Origin of the sequence: Halobacillus sp. KGW1, from assembly GCF_001592845.1 — a bacterium.
In the GTDB taxonomy this organism is placed as follows: domain Bacteria; phylum Bacillota; class Bacilli; order Bacillales; family Halobacillaceae; genus Halobacillus.
On sequence record NZ_LSOC01000002.1, the window covers coordinates 1,321,380 to 1,342,492 of the forward strand.

General features: G+C 46.9%; 21 protein-coding genes and 1 other RNA gene. 2 read left to right on the plus strand and 20 right to left on the minus strand.

Translation table 11 applies throughout. The annotated features are described in order from the left end of the window. Nucleotides 1-15: 15 nt before the first annotated feature. The 18 genes from AXG56_RS07505 to AXG56_RS07585 form a co-directional block, all read right to left on the minus strand. Nucleotides 16-678, minus strand: coding sequence for a YrrS family protein (locus AXG56_RS07505; protein ID WP_026577185.1), 663 nt, complete (start codon nt 676-678; stop codon nt 16-18). A 144-nt stretch (nt 679-822) separates the two neighbouring features. After that, nucleotides 823-1,299, minus strand: coding sequence for a transcription elongation factor GreA (gene greA / locus AXG56_RS07510; RefSeq protein WP_008638365.1), 477 nt, complete (start codon nt 1,297-1,299; stop codon nt 823-825). A 155-nt stretch (nt 1,300-1,454) separates the two neighbouring features. Next, the gene (udk, locus tag AXG56_RS07515) at nt 1,455-2,108 is read right to left on the minus strand and encodes a uridine kinase (protein ID WP_008638367.1); all 654 of its coding nucleotides are present in this window, start codon (nt 2,106-2,108) and stop codon (nt 1,455-1,457) included. Between the two features lie 51 nt (nt 2,109-2,159). Continuing rightward, complete coding sequence (locus AXG56_RS07520) at nt 2,160-2,789, minus strand: O-methyltransferase (protein ID WP_008638369.1); 630 nt, start codon at nt 2,787-2,789, stop codon at nt 2,160-2,162. A gap of 95 nt (nt 2,790-2,884) precedes the next feature. Next, nucleotides 2,885-4,015, minus strand: a complete 1,131-nt coding sequence (gene mltG / locus AXG56_RS07525) for an endolytic transglycosylase MltG (RefSeq protein ID WP_201029302.1) — start codon at nt 4,013-4,015, stop codon at nt 2,885-2,887. Between the two features lie 244 nt (nt 4,016-4,259). Further along, nucleotides 4,260-4,544: a DUF1292 domain-containing protein gene (locus AXG56_RS07530; RefSeq protein ID WP_008640320.1), complete on the minus strand. Its 285-nt coding sequence runs from the start codon at nt 4,542-4,544 to the stop codon at nt 4,260-4,262. A gap of 15 nt (nt 4,545-4,559) precedes the next feature. Next, nucleotides 4,560-4,976, minus strand: coding sequence for a Holliday junction resolvase RuvX (ruvX, locus tag AXG56_RS07535; RefSeq protein WP_008640319.1), 417 nt, complete (start codon nt 4,974-4,976; stop codon nt 4,560-4,562). After that, on the minus strand, nt 4,973-5,245 hold the full coding sequence (locus AXG56_RS07540; RefSeq protein ID WP_008640318.1) for an IreB family regulatory phosphoprotein: 273 nt from the start codon (nt 5,243-5,245) through the stop codon (nt 4,973-4,975). Before AXG56_RS07540 ends, ruvX begins: the two co-directional genes overlap by 4 nt. A gap of 64 nt (nt 5,246-5,309) precedes the next feature. Continuing rightward, nucleotides 5,310-7,946, minus strand: coding sequence for an alanine--tRNA ligase (gene alaS, locus AXG56_RS07545; protein WP_062513837.1), 2,637 nt, complete (start codon nt 7,944-7,946; stop codon nt 5,310-5,312). Between the two features lie 362 nt (nt 7,947-8,308). Beyond that, the gene (locus AXG56_RS07550) at nt 8,309-9,370 is read right to left on the minus strand and encodes an AI-2E family transporter (protein WP_062513839.1); all 1,062 of its coding nucleotides are present in this window, start codon (nt 9,368-9,370) and stop codon (nt 8,309-8,311) included. Continuing rightward, nucleotides 9,367-9,543: a hypothetical protein gene (locus AXG56_RS19640; protein WP_201029303.1), complete on the minus strand. Its 177-nt coding sequence runs from the start codon at nt 9,541-9,543 to the stop codon at nt 9,367-9,369. Before AXG56_RS19640 ends, AXG56_RS07550 begins: the two co-directional genes overlap by 4 nt. A 49-nt stretch (nt 9,544-9,592) precedes the next feature. Next, entirely contained in the window at nt 9,593-10,411 is an 819-nt protein-coding gene (locus AXG56_RS07555) for a sugar phosphate isomerase/epimerase (RefSeq protein WP_235601473.1), read from the minus strand. A gap of 13 nt (nt 10,412-10,424) precedes the next feature. Then, nucleotides 10,425-12,752: an ATP-dependent RecD-like DNA helicase gene (locus tag AXG56_RS07560; RefSeq protein WP_026577180.1), complete on the minus strand. Its 2,328-nt coding sequence runs from the start codon at nt 12,750-12,752 to the stop codon at nt 10,425-10,427. A gap of 20 nt (nt 12,753-12,772) precedes the next feature. Continuing rightward, a complete protein-coding gene (locus AXG56_RS07565) occupies nt 12,773-13,492 on the minus strand; it encodes a tetratricopeptide repeat protein (RefSeq protein WP_153017407.1) in 720 nt (239 codons plus the stop codon). 9 nt (nt 13,493-13,501) lie between these two features. Beyond that, nucleotides 13,502-14,614 (minus strand): tRNA 2-thiouridine(34) synthase MnmA, encoded by a 1,113-nt coding sequence (gene mnmA, locus AXG56_RS07570; protein ID WP_062513842.1) that lies wholly within the window; start codon nt 14,612-14,614, stop codon nt 13,502-13,504. A 15-nt stretch (nt 14,615-14,629) separates the two neighbouring features. Continuing rightward, nucleotides 14,630-15,772: a cysteine desulfurase family protein gene (locus AXG56_RS07575; protein ID WP_008639509.1), complete on the minus strand. Its 1,143-nt coding sequence runs from the start codon at nt 15,770-15,772 to the stop codon at nt 14,630-14,632. 22 nt (nt 15,773-15,794) lie between these two features. Continuing rightward, a complete protein-coding gene (cymR, locus tag AXG56_RS07580) occupies nt 15,795-16,214 on the minus strand; it encodes a cysteine metabolism transcriptional regulator CymR (RefSeq protein ID WP_008639507.1) in 420 nt (139 codons plus the stop codon). Further along, nucleotides 16,168-16,851, minus strand: coding sequence for a YitT family protein (locus AXG56_RS07585; protein WP_008639503.1), 684 nt, complete (start codon nt 16,849-16,851; stop codon nt 16,168-16,170). The genes cymR and AXG56_RS07585 overlap by 47 nt, the downstream gene beginning before the upstream one ends. 119 nt (nt 16,852-16,970) lie before the next feature. Between AXG56_RS07585 and AXG56_RS07590 the strand changes: the two genes are divergently transcribed. After that, nucleotides 16,971-18,248 (plus strand): replication-associated recombination protein A, encoded by a 1,278-nt coding sequence (locus tag AXG56_RS07590; RefSeq protein WP_026577178.1) that lies wholly within the window; start codon nt 16,971-16,973, stop codon nt 18,246-18,248. Between the two features lie 82 nt (nt 18,249-18,330). Further along, on the plus strand, nt 18,331-18,984 hold the full coding sequence (locus AXG56_RS07595) for an RsfA family transcriptional regulator (protein WP_008639500.1): 654 nt from the start codon (nt 18,331-18,333) through the stop codon (nt 18,982-18,984). An 89-nt stretch (nt 18,985-19,073) separates the two neighbouring features. Here the strand turns inward: AXG56_RS07595 and ssrS are convergent. Next, a non-coding RNA gene (gene ssrS / locus AXG56_RS07600) (6S RNA) lies at nt 19,074-19,266 on the minus strand. Between the two features lie 73 nt (nt 19,267-19,339). After that, nucleotides 19,340-21,112, minus strand: a complete 1,773-nt coding sequence (aspS, locus tag AXG56_RS07605) for an aspartate--tRNA ligase (protein WP_062513844.1) — start codon at nt 21,110-21,112, stop codon at nt 19,340-19,342. Between the last annotated feature and the right edge of the window lies 1 nt (nt 21,113).

Genomic DNA, 21,113 nt, shown 5'->3' on the forward strand with positions numbered 1-21,113 from the left:
TTTAAACTTCCCCTTTTAACGATTGATTTCTTTCTCTTTCAACACTTCCAGCTTCGTCGGCTTATAGCCTTGGCCGTCGACCCATTCAACAGAAACACGAAGATAGCCGGTTTCACTTTTATCCGATACAGTAGCGACCGCTTTGTTCGGACCTCCGCCGTTGCCGATCCACCAATAGATGATATCGTCTTCAGCAAGTCCTACCCCTTTTCTAATCGCCTGCTTCAACTCTTCATAGTCTTGAGAGCCTTCCTGATAGGTTATGCTGTGGTTCCCGCCTGTATCCTGCTCTGTCGGTACAGAGGACCAATCTTTCGTTACCACACGTTCTACGTTAGGATCTTCACTCTCTTCCACTTTCAATCCTTCCTCATCCTCAATAGGCTTCAGCTCTTCAAAACCTTCGAGTGAGACTTGTGTGCCTTCGCTTTCTTCTTTCTGTTTGGAATCGTCTTTGGACTTACTGGATTGCTCTTTATCCTGCTTTGCTTTCTCAATTAACGATGCCTCGGTGCTTTTCGCTTTACCGGGTTCGTCATTAGTGCTGAATACCATAACCGAGATGAATACGGCAACAACGAGGACGCCTACCCCTGATAACCACGTGACCCACTTGAAGCTGCGTCTCTTCTTCTCATTGCGCGATGAACGGGAATTCGATGTATGTTTTTCTGACATTGTCCTTCTCCTCCTTTTGACTCGTGTATATTATACATGATGTCAATGCGCCAACCAATACTTCCATGGTCCTCCCTGCTATTGCCCGGGAAATGTAGAAAAAAAAGGCAGGGAGAATAAGCCCTGCCTTTACGATTCATAGAATTATTTAACGGTAACGATCTTCACGTCTATTTCTCCACCTGGTGTAGCGACTTTGACCTGATCGCCTACTACATGTCCGATCAGACTTTGAGCCATAGGAGAATCGTTGGAGATTTTCCCTTCAAACGGATCTGCTTCTGCACTACCTACGATCGTGTATGTTTCTTCTTCACCATCAGGAAGTTCCTGGAATGTAACAGATTTACCCATTGTAACCGTATCCGGGTTTTCAGTATCGTTTTCAATGATGACAGCATTGCGGATCATGTTCTCCACCTGCGTAATACGGGCTTCAACGAAAGCCTGCTCGTCCTTCGCTGCATCGTACTCAGAGTTCTCAGACAAATCGCCGAATCCGCGGGCGATCTTGATGCGTTCCACTACTTCTTTACGACGCTCCGTGCGAAGGTGCTCCAATTCATCTTCGAGCTTCTGTTTACCTTCTTCAGTCATGTAATAGCTTTTATCTTCTGCCATGGTCGAACACTCCTTTAATACAAGAAAAAATGATAGTCCTTAATATAGGAAATGAGCAGTACACCGGTACGCTCATTTGCAAATTACTATACTTTACCCGAGGACATGATGATTTAGAACTACTATTGAAACTATGCCAGATTTCTGCCAGTATTTCAACTATTTTCTTTGCTTACCGCTTGTCCCTTTTCGTACAACACCGTTTGTATCTTCGTAGCCATCAAATCAATCGCCACGTGGTTCTGTCCGCCTTCCGGGATAATGATGTCCGCATAGCGTTTCGTCGGTTCTACAAACTGCAGATGCATCGGGCGTACAACGTTAATATATTGGTCGATGACCGAATCGAGCGTGCGGCCCCTCTCGTTGATATCCCTCATCATACGGCGGATAATGCGTACATCAGCGTCCGTATCAACGAATACTTTGATATCCATCATATCTCTTAAACGCTCATCTTCCAGGACCAGGATCCCTTCGACGATAATGACTTCCTTAGGGTCTACGTGAATCGTTTCTTCAGACCTCGTGTGTCTTGTATAATCATATACGGGCTTCTCCACAGGCTTCTGATCAATCAACTGTTCCAATTGTTCAATCAATAGATCATTGTCGAAAGCCAGCGGGTGGTCATAGTTCGTCTCCAGCCGTTCCTCAAACGGAAGGTGGCTCTGATCCTTATAATAATAATCTTGTTCTAACATCAATAACGTCTTGTCCGTAAAGCGCTGGATGATGGATTTGGTGACAGATGTCTTACCTGACCCGGTTCCTCCTGCAACGCCGATAACTACTGGTTTGTCGTGCATGCTTCTGGCTTCTCCTTTCATCCAATTCCTTGGATATCTATGACCTTTTATTTATTTCTTCTTCGTAATCGCTACTCCGTCCCCGATCGGAACAATCGTCGTATGATAGTCCGGATGACGAACCAGCCATTCATTGAAACCGCGGATCTTGCGTGCGATCTTTGCCATACGCGGACCGGCATCCGTATCGTCCGCTACATATCCCTTAAAGAGGACGTTATCGGAAATGATCATTCCGTCCTGCTTCACTAACGGGGAATAGAGATGGAAAAATTCCTCATACTTCCCTTTCGCAGCGTCGATGAACAGCATATCGAATGGTCCATGACCGCTTACCACTTCTTTCACGTCCAAAGCATCTCCATGAATGACGCGAATCTGATTTTCTTTATGCATGTTGCGAATATTGGACAGTGCCTCGTTATAACGTTCTTCATCCCTTTCGATCGTCGTAACGGTGCAGTCCGGATTAGCTTCTACCATTCTAAGCGCAGAATATCCGATCGCCGCTCCGATTTCCAGGATGGCTGTTGGTTTCTGGATCCGTATGAGCTGCATGAGAAATTCAATACCTAATGGCTCCATGATGGGAACATGATTTTCCTTGGCATACGTTTCCATTTCTTTGACAGGTCTGGAAGGCTCTGAAAGCAATGATTGTAAATATTGCTCTTGCTCCATCAAGTTTCATCCCTTCACAATAATTTTACAACCACACTATTTTAACACAAAAAAAAGAAGGAATGCGAGTGTTCCCGTCATTCCTTCTAAAAAATTCACTGGCCGGTTATATGTTCTTCTTTATATATATTATGCTGCTTCAAGGTTTCAGAATAATGAATGTCTCCATCACTGTCTGCAAGGAAGTAAAGATAATCGTTATCATTCGGTTCCGCTGCAGCTTTTAAAGAGTTTTCATTGAAATTGGATATCGGGCCGACCGGAAGTCCTTTCACCTGATACGTGTTATAAGGAGAGTCTACTTCCAAATCTTCATACAGCACTCTGTCCTTATGTTCTCCAAGGGCATAAAGGACGGTAGGATCGGTTTGCAGGGGCATTTCTTCTTCCAGTCGGTTCTGGAACACACCAGAAATCTCCTCCCTGCTTTCTGCCGTCCTTGCTTCGTTCTCAAGAAGGGATGCCATGGTTACGAGATCATGGACGTTTTCTATACCTTTTAATCCATCCACCTCATCCATATATGGAAGAACGACGGACTGGGTGCGGTCGAGCATACTCTCAATGATTTGATCAATGCTTGGGTCCTCTACATTAAAAGGATAAGTAGAAGCAAATAAGTAGCCTTCCAAAGGATAACGAATATCCTCGTTCAGGATGTCTTCCGTAAGTAAATCCGGATACTTCTCCATTAACGTCTTGACATATTCCTCGTCATTGGCCCGTTTCAGAAATTCCTCTTTTGTAAAGTCCATTTTCTCAGCATAAGCTCCCGCGATCTCTTCCAAATCCCTTCCCTCTGGAATGGTTACGGTAACTGCTGCATCCTTGACAAGCTTTCCTTCTTTCAAGGATTCAATAACTTCATCAATGCTCATGGATGAAGTGAACTGATAATCTCCAGCCTGAAAATCGGACTCATTCTTGAATTTCGTATAGAAACGGAAGATCATGCCGTTCTTGATGATATCATTCTCTTCCAATATCGATGCGATTTGCGAAGTGGAAGAACCGAGGGGGATTTCAACATTTTTCTGCTTTTCGTTTCCCGGATCCACCGGTTGAAGAGCGGAGCGGACGTACAAATAGCCCGAAAGCCCTCCAATCAACAGGATGAGGACGAGTGCCGTCAATATACCGGCTACAATCTTTCTTACGGTACTTGCTTCTTCTATTCTATTTTTCAGCTTTTTCTTATACTGTGTATTAAAGTCAGATTTAGACAACAGCCTTCCTCCTTTCATCCGGTACATTATACTATAAATTGAAAGAACCTTTCTACAAATTGCCCGGATTTTCTACAAATGCCGCCGAGACAGCTCCTTTTCAGAACCTTTATTTAAATAAACCTGCCCTTTATACATGCTGTGATTTTCAGGGAATGAGAGCCAAGGTCTCTTCACCGCCCGATCTTCTTAACAACATAAAAAAACCTGCAGCAGAGCTGCAGGCTTTTGGGCGTGACTATAATCAGGTAAGGTCTTCATCAGTCAATGTATTCAGCATTTCTTCGACCATTTCCCACTCATCTTCTGATTCGATTTGGAATAGAGCAAGATCATCCTCTTCGTTCCCTTTTTCCTCATAACGGAAAGCGAAAACTTCGACTTCGTCGCCTTCCTTCTGCTCCGCAGGGATGACGGCAATGTAGGAATGTCCGGTCTGCTCGACGTCGAACGTGAACAACACCTCAAATAGATGCTCTTCTCCGTTCTCGTCCGGTATAATGATGCGTTCTTCTTTTGCTAATGCCATATCAGACATCCTCCTTTATTGTTTCGAGTCCAAATATCCTTGTAAAATCATAACGGCAGCCATCTTATCGATGACCTTCTTCCTTTTCTTACGACTGACATCAGCGTCGATCAACACTCGTTCAGCAGCCATTGTCGTAAGTCGCTCGTCCCACAAATGGGTTTGGAGACGAAATTCCTCTTCAAGCCAAGCAGCGAATTTTTGACTGGCTTCTCCACGTGGACCGACGGTCCCGTTCATGTTCTTCGGAAAACCGACCACCGCTTCCGTCACCTCATGGTCTCTGATGACCTCGGCCAGATTGTCTTTCGCTGTGTTGAAGTCCTTCTCGTCCCATCGGAGCGTCGTAAGCCCCTGGGCGGTCCAGCCGAAGGCATCAGAAATTGCGATGCCTATCGTCTTTTCCCCCACATCTAATCCTATTTTCTTCATTCCATGCCCTCTTTATTCTCTTTGATGTAAAACTTTACCAACTCTTCGATCAGCTCATCTCTTTCGATTTTTCTGATCAGGTTTCTTGCATCCTGGTGACGAGGAATATAAGCAGGGTCTCCGGAAAGGAGGTAGCCTACGATTTGATTAATCGGGTTATACCCTTTCTCCTCCAGTGCACTGTGCACAGATAGCAGTACGGATCGGACATCTTGATCAAACGGTTCTTCCGAGAAGTTAAACCTCATCGTCTTATCCATTGAACTCATTACAGTCACCTCGCACATTTATTGTATTTACTCCATTATATACCTATTTGCAGGATTAGAAAAACTAGGCTTTCTGTCCCGCATATTCTTTGGCATACGTAAGAGCATCCGGGATTTTGGAAGCATCTTTGCCGCCTGCCTGCGCCATATCCGGACGGCCTCCGCCGCCGCCGCCGCAGATAGCAGCTGCTTCTTTAATCAATTGACCGGCATGATACCCTTCTTCTACTAAATCCTTGGATACTCCTGCAATTAATTGAACTTTCTCGCCGTTAGGTGCAGCCAGCAGAATAATGCCGGATCCAAGCTTCTGCTTCAAGTCATCCACCATGGAACGAAGGCTGTTCATATCCTTGACATCCACTTTCTTCGCAAGGACCTTCACGCCTGCTACTTCCTCTACATCATCAAGGATGCTGGAAGCTTCCAGGTTGGATAGTTTAGCGCTGAGTGAATCCTTCTCTTTCTGAAGCTCTTTCATTTCTTTATGAAGAGCATCGATCCGGTCCGGCACCTGTTCCGGCTTCGTTTTAAGAAGCGCTCCCGCTTCTCTCAGGACGTTTTCCTTTTTATTCATATACAGATAAGCATCTTTGGCAGTCACAGCTTCTATCCTGCGCGTCCCTGCACCGATACCGGATTCGGAAACGATCTTGAACAGGCCGATTTCCGCTGTGTTCTGCACGTGACAGCCGCCGCAAAGCTCAAGGCTGTAATCGCCGACTTGAACGACTCTTACAGTGTTTCCGTATTTTTCTCCGAAAAGTGCCATTGCTCCCTTTTCTTTTGCTTCTTCGATAGAGCTCAGCTCGATCGTTACAGGGATCGACTGCCACACCTTCTCGTTTACGATGGATTCAATCTGCTCCATTTCTTCGTCGGATACAGAGCCGAAATGGGAGAAGTCAAAGCGGAGGCGATCCGGTTCAACGAGGGATCCCGCCTGATTAACATGATCTCCAAGGACATCCTTCAATGCCTGATGAAGGAGATGGGTCGCTGTGTGGTTCTTGACGATAAAGGAACGGCTTCCCGGATCCACCTCGGCAACCACTTTCGTACCCTTCTCCATGGATCCTTCCCGGACGATTGCTTCGTGCATATGTTGTCCATTAGGAGCTTTCTTTACATCCGTCACTTCCAAAAGAGCCGCTTCCGAGCGCAGGAACCCTTTATCTGATACCTGACCTCCGCTTTCCGCATAGAAAGTCGTTTGATCGAGGAAGAGATACACCGTATCCCCCGCTTCGGCATGCGCAGCGAAATCTTTTCCTTTTATCATTTCAACAACCACCGCTTCTGTCCGCAGGTGATCATACCCGATAAAGGAGCTTTCCACATGGACATCTCCAAGTACTCCGTCCTGTACCTGCATGGAGTCCGTCTTCTGGCGGGCGTTGCGGGCACGCTCCCGCTGTTTCTCCATTTCTTCACGGAAACCTGCTTCATCAATGGTGAATCCAGCTTCTGCTACATATTCTTCTGTGAGCTCTTTTGGAAACCCATACGTATCATAAAGGCGGAAAACTTCCGTTCCAGGAAAGACGCTGCTTCCTTTCTCTGATTCCTGCTTCATAATAGTAGAGAGGATTTGCAGTCCGTCATTCAGCGTTTCGTGGAAACGTTCTTCTTCGGTCTTGATGACGTTTTTAATGAATGCTTCCTTCTCTTTCACTTCTGGATAGAAATCGACCATGATATTAGATACTTGCGGGACAAGTTTATACATAAACGGTTTATCGATTCCAATCTGCTTAGCAAAGCGAACCGCTCTTCTCAGCAGACGGCGCAGGACATACCCGCGTCCTTCGTTGGAAGGCAGGGCTCCATCACTGACAGCGAACGTTACGGTTCTCATGTGATCGGCGATGACTTTAAATGCTGCATCTCCATCGACACTGTCTCCATAGGCTGCTTCGGCAATTTCTTCTGTTGCTCTAATGATTGGAATAAACAAATCTGTTTCAAAGTTCGTTTCCGTCTCCTGGATGACACATACCATCCGCTCCAAGCCCATTCCTGTATCGATATTCTTCTTCGGAAGCGGTGTGTACGTATCGTCAGGGTTATGGTTGAACTGCGAGAACACAAGGTTCCAGATTTCCAAATACCGTTCATTCTCGCCGCCTGGATATAATTCCGGGTCGTTGGAGTCGCTGCCGTATTTCTCGCCGCGATCATAGAAAATTTCGGTGTTCGGTCCGCTCGGCCCTTCTCCGATGTCCCAGAAGTTCTCTTCAATTCGGATGATCCTCTCGACAGGAAGACCGATCTTTTTCTCCCAGATTTGATAAGCCTCATCATCTTCCGGATGGACAGTCACAGAGAGCTTCTCCGGATCGAAGCCGATCCATTTCTCGCTTGTTAGAAACTCCCACGCCCATTCCATAGCCTCTTCTTTGAAATAATCTCCAATAGAGAAATTCCCCAGCATTTCGAAGAAGGTATGGTGTCTTGCCGTAAAACCGACATTCTCAATATCGTTGGTTCGAATCGACTTCTGGGCATTGACGATTCTCGGGTTTTCCGGAACCACCCGTCCGTCAAAATACTTCTTCAATGTCGCTACACCACTGTTGATCCATAAAAGCGTCGGATCCTCATGAGGAACGAGGGATGCACTTGGTTCCACACGGTGGCCTTTCTCCTTGAAAAAATCAAGGAACATTTGTCGAACATCTGCGGATGTCAATTTCTTCATAACAGAAACCTCCTTGAATTATATACAATTTAGACGGTACTGGACGAAGCTTCATCTTTGACAGACACAGAAAAAACTCCCGTCTCTGCCTGATGATTCGGCAGGGACGGGAGTTTTTCCGCGGTACCACCCTGATTATAGACCTGTTGCATCTATCATCTCGAATGCTGATAACGTAGCATGAATCCGGCGGGGATTAGCCGCACTCCGGAATAGCGTTCAGCAACGATCATGGAGCACGTCTTTCAGCCAGGGACGTACCTCTCTATCCATAAACAATGTCGCTTACTCGGTTCCTTCTTCGTGTTCTTCGTCCAAATAGTCTTCGCTATGCGTAATTATAGATAACTGTCCTTCATCTGTCAATGCCCGAGCCTTCCCGCCCTGATTTCATCAACGACGACCTTGAGGCAGGTGAGGACAGGTACAGCAAGAATCATTCCTGGTATGCCGGCAAGTTCCCCACCTGCCAGGAGGGCGAGAATAATCAAAAGCGGGTGGATATGGATACTTCTCCCCATAATGTAAGGGGATAATAGATTCCCCTCCAGCACCTGAATGACAACTACGACGGCAAGAGTAAACAGCAAGGCCTGAAAAGAAACCGTCAAAGCCACAATCAGAGCCGGTCCTGCTCCTAGGAGCGGACCGAAATAAGGGATAATATTCGTGACCCCCGCGACCAATCCAAGTACGAGCGGGTATGGCAGATCGATCAGCCAGAATCCAATTGTCGCAAATACACCGACAAATAAACTGATCAACAACTGTCCTCTGATATATCCGCCAAGAGAATGATTTAACTGAATAACCAGCCTTTGTGCTTCCTGGTGCCAGCTTCGGGGCAGGAGGTGGAGAAAGGCAAGACCGATTCTTTTATAATCTTTCAGGAAATAAAACGTCATAACCGGGATGACCGCCAGCAGGATGATCATATTGAAGATGCCGCTCAAACCCGTGAATACGGCCATCAGTCTGGCGCTCAATCCTTCTTCGAAGGTTGTGATGGCTTGATCCATCTTATGGTGCATCCCATCGGGAAGTCGTTCCGTATGGGCATAGTATTCCTTCGTCCATGCCTGGTATGACGCAGCAAGATCAGGCAGTTGGTCATTAAGAAGCTTTACTTGCTCCAAAAGACGGGGATACCCCTTGTAGATGCCCCAGCTCGTAAGGGAAAAGAACAGCAGGAATATAAGCAGAATTGCAATTGCCCTCCGCACTCCAACACCTTCCAGCGTTTTCACCAGTGGATGAAGTAAAAGCGAGAGTACAAGAGCAAGAACAAATGGTAACAGCACTCGTCCAACCATTACGAGTACATGATCGTAGTATGGAAACAGCCAGGCAAGAAGCAGCAGCGTAAGCAGGATGATGAATAGTATAGAGAGACGACGCAGCCATTTGGAAGAGCGGTCCGTCATGAACCTTGCTGATAGAAAATATCATTTAGCGAGCTGAGACTGCCGTCCTCTTCGATTTGGTTGATGTTCATCTTCCCGTCCTCCATTGTCAGTTCAAGACAACAAGTCCAGCAATAATACTGGTCGTTACCGATTTTGCCCAGCTGTTTTTCTTTGCAGTTCGGACACCTCATTGGTACAAACCCCTTTTTTTACCAATCAGTATGCCCGACTCTCTCTTATTCATACATTCAGCAGATTACGTACCCATTGGATCCCCTCTTCTACCTGCTTTTCTGATGGATGTGTGTGTGGTGTATGTTCAAAAATAAAAAACTTCTCTCTTCCCTGACATAAAACCTGCAGCAAATCTTTCATGTCAAAACCTCCCTGCCACTGATGATAGTCAGGGTGAATGGGCGCCCAGAAGTATGTTTCGCGTAAAGAAGTGACATTGTGCATGTGGACCACACGAATGTATGGAAGCAGCGGTTCTATGTACGTTCTCCAGTCGTTTTTGCATGCCATCATGTAATCACCGATATCAACACAGATATCCAGAGGACTAAACGTCCGGCCAGACATAAAAAACTCATGGAGATAGCGGATGCCGTCCACGGACATGTCCTGTCCAAGCTTAGGCTCACAAACGATTGGGATATCATAGGTCTTCTGAAGTTCTGCAAGGTAGGAGATCCCTTCCTCCATCGCTTGCATCGGGCTATTGTGGCTCCCTTTAAAATAAGGGAAATGGACCAGGATGTAGGAGGCTCCCGCTTCCTTTACCATTTCGACATCGCTCTTAAACCGATTCCTTCCGTCTTTCGGATCCATGGCTACTTTTTCAATCAGGTCGTATTTGCTTCCTCCGCGAAGAAGAGGTGCATGAACGCCGAACGTGCCACCCTGTTCTTTCTGTATGCATAAAAACTGTTTCATCGATGCCCGGTCCCGAAACTCTCCGATCTCCACATGAGCGTGTCCCCATTTAAACAATTCATCGAACTTATCCGGATCCGACATGATGGTACTGCCGGACATACCAAGTGTATGACCCATCATCAATCCCGCCTTTCTACATGAAATCGTACGGGGAGAGCTGTTCCTCTTCTTCCTCTCCATTTACGTCCTGAGGTTCCTCGGACTGCAGCTTCTCTTTGAGCATGGTGTATCGGGTGTTGGTATCCGTCGTCCCGATGCCGTCCAGAAATGCTTCTTTATCTCCACAGATGATCAATGACTGCTTCGAACGAGTGATAGCCGTATAAAGTAAGTTTTTCCTGAGCATCCTCCGGTAACTTCTTACAACAGGAAGAACAACGATCGCAAACTCACTCCCCTGTGACTTGTGAATTGACGTGCAGTAGGCGTGCATGACGTTATTCAAATCCTTCTTCGGGTAGACTACCTCTTTCCCATCGAAGTCAATGACCAGCTGCTCGACACCGTCCGTATTCTCTTCTTCACGGAAAATGGCGACCACCTCTCCAATGTCCCCATTGTACACTCCGTCTTCCGGTTGGTTGACCAATTGGATCACTTTGTCCCCTTTTCTATAGGTGACGTCAAAATAAGTCAAATCCCGTTTCTGCTTATGCTTGGGATTGACCGATTCCTGAATGCTTCGATTAAGCTGATGAATCCCTACTTCTGTCCGGTACATCGGTGCCAGGACCTGAAGATCCTTCATCTCGATCCCTTTCTCCTGCGCTTTCTTCACGATGTTTGTAACGAGGTCGCTCAGCTGGTGTTCTTTAGCGGGGATGAAATTAAAATCATGCTCCTTCACAAGCGAGCGGATCGAGCAGGTATCGTTTTTGATCTCGTGCGCGAGCTGAATGATTTTCGAACCCTCTTTCTGGCGGTACACCTCCGTCAATTTAGTGGAAGGGATGACTCCTGATGCCAATAAATCCGCGAGCACCTGGCCGGGGCCGACAGACGGCAGCTGGTCTTCATCCCCGACGAGAAGCACCTGCATATTAGACGGAACAGCCCGGAACAGCTGATTCGCAAGCCAAACATCCACCATAGAGAATTCATCCACGATCAAAACATTGCCTTCCAATGGATTATTTTGATTCCTTTCAAACGAGTCGTGACCGTCCCAGCCGAGAAGACGGTGGATCGTACTCGCCGGCAGCCCTGTCGATTCGGTCATACGTTTCGCGGCACGACCGGTCGGAGCTGCTAAAACGAACGGAAACGGCTTATCACTTCCATAGTCTTCCGGATCCATAGAAAGCTCGTTCAGGCCGGCATATGTTTGGAGAATCCCTTTAATGACGGTCGTTTTCCCTGTCCCCGGTCCACCGGTAAGAATCATTAGTTTGGACTGAAGAGCTTGTTCAATCGCCTTATACTGCTCTTCTCCGTAACTGATGGCTTCCTCTTCCTCCAACTTGCCGATGAGCTTTAACAAATCCGCCTGCGTGTGTTCCGCTTCCACTTCTTCTATTTGAATGCGGTCCAAGTGCGTGCGAACCCCGTTTTCCGCAAAATAAAGCGAAGGCAGATACACACGATTTTCTTCGATGTAGACATATTTCTCTTCACCAAGATTGATGATCTGTTCAGAAAGCTGTTCAAAGGAGATGGACCCGTTCTCTCCCTGATTAAGCAGTTGTTCTACCTGTAACAGGCACTCTTCTGTCGGAAGGTACACGTGTCCCGCTCCCATGCTTTTCTGCATGATATAGAGGCAGGCAGCCCGGATCCTTGTCGGATGATCCAGAGACAGATTCTGGGCTTTGGCGATCTCATCCGCGCGATGGAAACCGAATCCTTCTACATGAAAGACGAGTTGATAAGGATCTTCCTCGATGATGGCCATCGTTTGATCTTGGAACGCCTGATAAATTTTCTGAGCAAGTTTCAAACCGAATCCATATTGGGACAGATGTACCATCACATGCTCGAATCCTTGATGCTCTTTCAGTGCGTAGTAAAGCTGCTCTGCTTTTTCTTCAGGCAGCTTCGGTACTTCCTTCAACACATCGCGATCGGAAAGGATTTTGGAAACGGCCTTCTCTCCAAGATGCTCCACGATACGCTCTGCCGTTTTCTTTCCGATTCCATGAAAGAGATCACTGGACAAATACAGAACCAACCCGTCTTTCGTTTCCGGAAGTACACGATGATACATCTGAACCTCGTACTGCTTCCCGAACTTCTTATGATTTTTAAATTCTCCATGAAAGATATACGTCTCCCCTTCTTCGAGGGGGGAGAAATGACCTTTGATCACAAGATTCTTATCATCGAAGTCTTCGTTCGTTTCTGTCACCTTGATCGAAGCGATGGAGAACTGCTCCGTCTCCTTATGGAAGATCATCCGGGCCAGTTCCCCTTTGACATAAGGGCGTTCTTCTTCCGTTTCATTAAAAAGGGATGGTTGCATCATATGCGTCGTTCTCCTTCGTTCTACTCGTTTAGCGCTTGTTCCACTTGTCCTTTGGCGTGGGCGGCAAGCATATGCTCGGGGTTTATTTCCAAGGCTTTGGAGAAGTGTTCCAAAGCTTTTTCCGCTTCTTCTTTATGAAGAGCCACCACACCAAGATTGTAATGGGCGTCACTATGCTGTTCTTCCAATTGTAGCACATGATGCATGACCTGTTCAGCCTGTTCAATCGCTCCATTTTGGGCGAGACACAGGCCGTATTGAAACTGAATATCCACATCTTCTGGAGCGAGTTCGGAAGCCGTTAACAAATATGGAAGCGCCATTTTCACTTGATCTTGATGCAGGAAGGTCAGGCCGAGCATGAAATGGACATCAGCTTCATTCAGGCCCTTCTTTATGGCAGTAAGGAACTGTGTTTGTGCCTTATTATAATCTTCCTGTTCATAATAGACATTCCCCAAACCGTAAAATGCCGTCGCTGCTGTCTCATCTAACTCTATAGCTCGATGGTAAAACCGTTCTGCCCGTTCATAGTCGTTCATATGTGTGAGCAGGTTACCAAAGTTGATATACCCCACAGGCTCTTTAGGATTTTCGTCAATTGCTTCGGTAAACAGTTTTGCGGCTTCCTCGTAATCATGGTTCTGCATGCGTTCAATTCCCTGTTTCAATTTATCCATCGTTTTTCCCCTTTCCGTTCTTTGTTTCCCATAAAAAAGCCATGTCCGTTGATGGGACATGGCCTGGTTTTATCCTACATAGGTGATGGCTGCATTTTGCTTTAATACAACATCGATAGTAGCTCCGCCGAGGCAGACATCGCCATCATACAAAACAACTGCTTGTCCTGGTGTAATTGCACGTTCCGGCTCATGGAACATGACCTTCCACGTTCCATCATCCAGCGGATATACCGTGACCGCACTGTCATCTTGACGATAACGGAATTTAGCCGTACACTCAAACGGCTCCTGAGGGACTTCCCCTCTTGTCCAATTTGCTTCAGAAGCAATCAGACCGTCGGAATACAAAGCTTCGTGATGGAAGCCCTGGCCCACATAAAGGACGTTCTTCTCTACATTCTTCCCGACAACGAACCACGGATCCCCCGCACCCCCGATGCCGAGACCTTGACGTTGTCCAAGTGTATAATACATAAGTCCGTCATGCCGGCCTTTCACTTCCCCGTCCAACGTCTCCATATTGCCGGGCTGGGCAGGCAGATACTCACTTAAGAATTCCTTGAAGTTACGTTCACCTATGAAGCAGATTCCTGTGGAATCCTTCTTCTTAGCCGTTGCAAGGCCGTGTTCTTCTGCGATTCTGCGGACTTCTTTCTTTTCCATATGTCCGAGTGGGAACAGGACTTTCTCAAGGACATCCTGAGAAAGTTGGTTAAGAAAATACGTCTGGTCTTTATTGTTATCGACACCTCGCAGCATTTCGTATGTGCCTTCGTTTTCACGCACCTGCGCGTAATGACCTGTAGCGAGATAGTCTGCACCAAGGGACATGGCATGGTCCATGAATGCTTTGAATTTAATTTCTTTGTTACACATCACATCCGGGTTCGGTGTTCTTCCTTTCTTATATTCCTCAAGGAAGTAGGTGAACACTTTATCCCAATATTGTTTCTCGAAGTTGACGGCATAGTACGGGATATCCAGCTGGTTGCAGACACGGATGACATCTTCATAGTCTTCCGTTGCTGTACATACCCCGTTCTCGTCTGTATCGTCCCAATTCTTCATAAAGATTCCTACGACATCGTAACCCTGCTCCTTTAAAAGGAGAGCGGCAACGGAGGAATCGACACCCCCGCTCATTCCTACGACGACGCGTGTATCTTTCGATTCTTTCATTACTCTCACCTTCCTTTAGACAGTCAAACGTTTAATGATTCGACTGACTCGTCTTGCTGCTTCTACTATATTTTCTTCATCGTTCGCCAAGCCGAAACTAAAACGAATCGAATTTGTGGTTCTTGGGTCATTTTTTCCGAACATTTCCGTCAGTACATGAGAAGGCTCTACGGACCCGGCAGTGCAGGCACTTCCGCTGGATGCGGCGATGCCGTCCAGATCAAAGTTTGTCAGAAGTGCTTCTACGTTCATCCCCGGAAAACTGATGTTTACGATCGATTCCACTGTCCATTCTTCCGGACTGTTCACATGGAAATCAACCGCTCCTTCTTTCAGTGTCTCTAGAAACAGCCGTTTAAATCCTGCATATTTTTCTTTCGTAGAGCTTCTCTCCGCCTGCATGATCTCCACGGCTTTCTCCAAGCCTTTGACGGCAGGGATGTTCTCTGTACCGGCACGACGCTTCCGTTCCTGTTCTCCTCCATGTTGAAGAGACTCAAGCGGCGTTCCTTCCCTGGCATATAAAAATCCGATACCCTTCGGACCATTAATTTTATGACCGGAGACAGCAAGCAGGTCTACCGGAAGCTCGGACACATCAATATCGATCAATCCATACGCCTGGACGATATCCGAATGGAACAAAGCCTGATGATCAGCTAAAAGTGCTGCTGCCTTCTCAATAGGCTGGACAGCTCCCGTCTCGTTATTGACCATCATAATCGAGACAAGAATGGTTTCTTCTCTCAATGCTTCTTCCAAATCCTTCATCCTGATGATTCCTTGTTCATCGACAGGAAGGTAAGTCACTTCAAACCCCTGCTTTTCCAAGTGTTCGACTGCATGTAATGTAGCATGATGTTCGACCGAGGTGGTAATGATATGCTTACCCTTACCGGAATTTGCTAAAGCAGATCCGATGACTGCAAGGTTATCCGCTTCCGTACCTCCACTTGTAAAGATAATCTCTTTCTCATCTGCCTGGATGCTCTTTGCAATAGTTCGTCTCGCCTCATCGAGAATCCGGCGTGCTTTCCGCCCGAATTGATGGACGCTGGACGGGTTCCCGAACACCTCTTCAAATACGGGAACCATCGTCTTGACAACATCCGGATGAACCGGTGACGTCGCAGCATGATCTAAATAGATAGGTTTCATTTCGTTCACTCCATCAAAGGTATTAAATATAGAACATATAGGCGTCCTGCGTCTGATCTTCCACGTGATCTTTCAAATCCTCAAGCGTTGTCGTATCGAGCACGTCTTTCACCGCATCCCTTACACGCTTCCATAACGCCTGTTTGGCCGGCTCTTCATTTTCAATGCCTTCGACGGGCGTAATCGGCCCTTCCAACACACGAATAACGTCTCCGGCAGTTATTTCATGTGGAGCCCTTGTCAACATGTAACCGCCATATGCCCCGCGGACACTTTTGACGAGACTTGCATTCCGCAGTGGCGCAATAAGTTGCTCCAAATAGTGCTCGGACAAATCATTATCCCTGGCAATCTGCTTGAGGGATATGGGCCCGTCCCCATACTTGCGTGCAAGTTCAATCATAATGGTCAGCCCGTAGCGGCCTTTGGTAGATATCTTCATAGGAATCACCTTTCATTATAAGAAACTGTAACCACTTCTTCGCTTGAGGAAGGGTATAACCGACAAATGTACCTAATAATAACGCGATGAATACGGTACCCAATCCTACAGGTCCGCCGAGGGCGAAACCGAGGACAGCGACTGTAATCTCAATTCCATTCCTTACGGTTGAAACTTTCCAGCCGGTGGCATTTGTAAGGAGCAGCATAAGGCTGTCCCTCGGTCCTGCACCTATCTCGGAAGATACATATACACCGACCCCGAGGGCCGTGATGAACGTACCACCGGCAAAAACGATAAGCTGGAAAAGTAAAGACTCGGGCTCAGGCAGAACCCAGTTGAAAAAATCAATAAATACGCCGATCAACACCATGTTCAACACGGTACCGATCTGCGGCAATTTCTTTTGGGCGACAGCGCTCAATAAAACAATGATAAGTCCGGCAATGATTGACCATGTCCCCACAGTTAATCCGAACTGTAAAAACAGACCATAGTGAAATACGTCCCATGGTCCGATTCCAAAGTCCTTGACTTGCATCGTCATAGAGATACCGAGGCCCAGGATGACTAATCCGATTGCGAAGAAACTCCAGCGGAGAACCGCTTCGTACTTCGTCTTTTTCTTGTTGCTCACACGTCATCCTCCTCTCTCTATTATACCAAACGCTATTATAGCATGGATGGCAACCCTCTTGCATTTTATACGGAATCATTCTACGCTTACCATTACAATGAGAAGAAGGAGACTGAACAATGAGTCAACAACCACTCGCATTCCGCATGCGTCCATCTAATATCAATGAAATTATCGGTCAGCAGCATCTGGTAGCCGAAGGTAAAACGATCCACCGCATGGTAACGGCAGGAAGACTCGCTTCGATGATCCTCTTCGGTCCGCCTGGTACAGGGAAGACGTCCATGGCAACAGCATTGGCCAAGAGCTTACGCATTCCGCATAAATTATTGAATGCTGTGACAGATAAGAAGAAAGACATGGAGATTGCTGTTGAGGAAGCCAAAATGCACGGACAGCTCGTGCTGATCCTCGATGAAGTACACCGTCTGGATAAAGCGAAGCAGGATTTTCTCCTTCCTCACCTGGAGAGTAACCGTTTAACACTGATCGGCTGCACAACGAGCAACCCATACCATTCGATCAACCCGGCAATCAGGAGCAGATGCCACCTTTTCGAACTTCATTCCTTAACAGAGGAAGATGTGAAAACCGCTCTGGAAAGGTCCATCAACGACGAAAACCAAGGACTCGGTCATATGAACATCTCTGTCACCGATCAAGCCCTTGATCATTTTGCTGCTGCGTCGAACGGGGATCTGAGGTCCGCTTTAAACGGTTTGGAGCTTGCCGCCTTTTCTACACCGGAAGACGAAGCAGAAACCGTACAGATCACGCTGGAAGTGGCGGAAGAATGCATGCAGAAAAAGAGCTTCTCTCACGATAAAGACGGGGACGCCCATTATGATGTCCTGTCCGCCTTTCAGAAATCGATACGCGGGAGTGATGTAGATGCATCCCTTCATTATTTAGGCCGTCTCATTGAAGCCGGTGATCTAGACAGTATAGCCAGACGTCTCGTGGTCATCGCCTATGAAGATATCGGTCTCGCAAACCCCCAGGCAGGGCCGCGCGCACTCGCTGCCGTAGAAGCCGCTGAACGAATCGGATTTCCCGAAGCAAGAATACCGCTGGCGGTAGCTGTAACGGAGCTTGCTCTTTCCCCGAAATCCAACAGTGCTTATAAAGCGCTGGATGCAGCTTTGGCAGATATCCGGGCCGGCAAGAGCGGGGACGTACCTGCCCACCTGAAAGACTCCCACTATAAAGGGGCACAAACGCTCGGGCGGGGAATCGACTACAAATACCCGCACAACTATGAAAACAGCTGGGTCAATCAGCAGTATCTACCAGACAAATTGAAAAACCGTACCTATTACGAAGCGAAACGGACAGGGAAATTCGAACAGGCACTGGAGCAAGTCAATAATAAAATAAAGAAACAAAAATCCACGTGAGTATAAACGGCTGCCTTGTTGGCTACACTACTATTAAATCTGACAAACTATCAGCTTACCGATAAAGTTAGGAGTGGTGTAGATGCCTAAAGTAAGGCAGGATGCCTGGTCTCATGAAGATGATTTATTATTAGCAGAAACGGTGCTTCGTCATATCCGTGAAGGAAGCACTCAGTTACGTGCCTTTGATGAAGTCGGCGACCTTTTAAACCGTACGTCTGCCGCCTGTGGTTTCCGTTGGAATGCAGAAGTACGCCAAAAGTATGAACAAGCAGTAGAACTAGCGAAGAAACAGCGGAAAGAAAAGAAACGGAATGAAGCGAAGCAGCAAGTGGAATACCCGCAGCCTTCCCGTTCTGTTCCGGAAGAGAAAGAAGTGGCCGAACACCATGCCTACACCTATACAGAACCGCTGGAACAAGCGATTCCCGGCCCACGTAAAGACGACCTTAACCTAACAGATGTTATCCGTTTCCTGGATACTCTTCAAAAAGAAACGTCCGCTTCCGGACCAGTTCAACAACAGTTGAATCAATTGGAGGCACAGAACGAAGAATTGATGGAACGGAACAATCAACTGTCACGTCAACTAGAATCGATGTCAGAGGATTACCAGGCATTGATACAGATCATGGACCGCGCAAGAAAAATGGTTCTATTCGACGAGCAGGATGCTACTTTCAAACCGCAGTTCCGAATGGAGAAGAATGGAAATCTGGAGAATGTAGCCCGCTAGGATAATAAAAAAGGCTCCGAGCATTTAAATGCCCGAAGCCTTTTTATTATGTAAAAATTCTCTCGTAAATCCTATAACACAATAAAAAAATCAATCCCAATCGTGCCGTCGCATCATGAGTTTTGAACCTGCTCCTGGCAGGTGGGTGCCCTGCTCCACATTTCTTGCGTCCTCCCATCAGTGATGGTTATGAGGCTTGCATTCCATGTGGAAACGCCAGGCTCCCGATTCAAAAATGTTAGGTCAAAACGTACATTAGAGCAACGTACACATCAGGATTGATCTCTTTAATTGTAATGTTATCTTAGCATATATCCATTAGCTAAGCAAGAAGGAAGAAACAGTTTTACTCAGCTCATTTATCCGAGCCGGATTCTTTCAGCTGCAGATGAAGTTCTTCCAATTGCTGGGTGCTTACTGCCCCTGGTGCATCTGTCAATGGATCTTGAGCAGATGCCGTTTTAGGGAATAGAATCGTGTCACGGAGATTGGTGCGTCCGGCAAGAAGCATGATGAGTCTGTCCAATCCAAAAGCGATTCCCCCGTGTGGAGGAGTCCCGTACTCTAAGGCTTCCATAAGGAATCCGAACTGTTCATCCGCTTCTTCTTTCGTGAATCCTAGTACTTCAAACATTTTTTCCTGCATTTCCTTCTGATAAATACGAAGGGAGCCGCCGCCTAGTTCGTATCCGTTCAGTACGATATCATATGCTTCCGCTTTGACGTCCTGCGGATGCCCCTGCAATCGATCCACGTCTCCGTTTTCAGGCATCGTGAACGGGTGATGGGCTGCATAGTAACGACCATCCTCTTCATCGTACTCGAACAGCGGCCAATCTGTTACCCAAAGGAAGTGGAACTTGCTTTCATCAATTAAGTTCAAGGAACGTCCCAATTTCAAGCGGAGCGCACCGAGGCTGTCTTGAACAACCGATGTTTTGTCCGCTACGAACAAAAGAAGATCTCCTTCTTCTGCTTCCAGCGCTGCGCTTAGGGCATCTGCTTCCTCATCACCAAAGAATTTGGCGATCGGCCCGTTGAACGCACCTTCTTTCACTTTTAACCAAGCAAGCCCTTTAGCGCCGTATACTTTGACGTCCTCTGTCAACTTATCAATGTCCTTGCGGGAGAAATCGTCCGTTTTTCCTTTCACATTGATTGCGCTGACTTGTCCTCCGGAAGCTACAGCACTGCTGAATACTTTGAAACCGGAATCTTTCACAAGTTCAGAGATATTGACCAGCTCCAGGCCGAAACGTGTATCCGGCTTGTCGGAACCAAAGCGCTCCATTGCTTCATCAAACGGCATGCGCAGGAAAGGCGTCTCTATATCCAATCCCTTTACTTCTTTCATGACGTGCTTCATCATGCGCTCCGTCATACTCATTATTTCATCTTTGGACATGAACGAAGTTTCGATATCGACTTGGGTGAATTCGGGCTGGCGGTCCGCTCTTAAATCTTCATCACGGAAACAGCGGGCAATCTGATAATACTTTTCAAAACCAGCCATCATCAGCATCTGTTTAAACAGCTGTGGAGATTGAGGCAGCGCATAAAACTGCCCTTCATGAACACGACTTGGAACGAGATAATCACGTGCTCCTTCCGGTGTACTCTTCGTCAACATCGGCGTTTCCATATCCAGGAACTCTTCCCCGTCCAGGAAGTTCCGGATGGCATTCGTTGTCTGAGAACGAAGACGGAAAGTATCCTGCATTTCCTTACGACGAAGATCTAAGTAGCGGTATTTCAAGCGAAGATCTTCCGATACATCCGTTTCATCTTCAATCATGAACGGTGGGGTTTTCGCTTTATTTAAAATGTTGACCTCTTGAACCGCCACTTCCACTTCTCCGGTTCCAAGATTTTTATTGACGGTTGCTGACTCACGGGCGACGACCTGTCCTTTCACTTCCAGGACGAATTCACTGCGTACTTCTTCTGCCGTCTTCAGCGCCCTCTCTGAAGTTGCCGGATTGAAGACGACTTGAACGATACCGGACCTGTCGCGGAGATCGATGAAAATCAATCCACCTAAATCTCTTCGTTTCTGTACCCATCCTTTTAACGTAACTTCCTGACCTATATGATCTTTCCTTAATTTACCGCCATTCGTTCTTTCCATG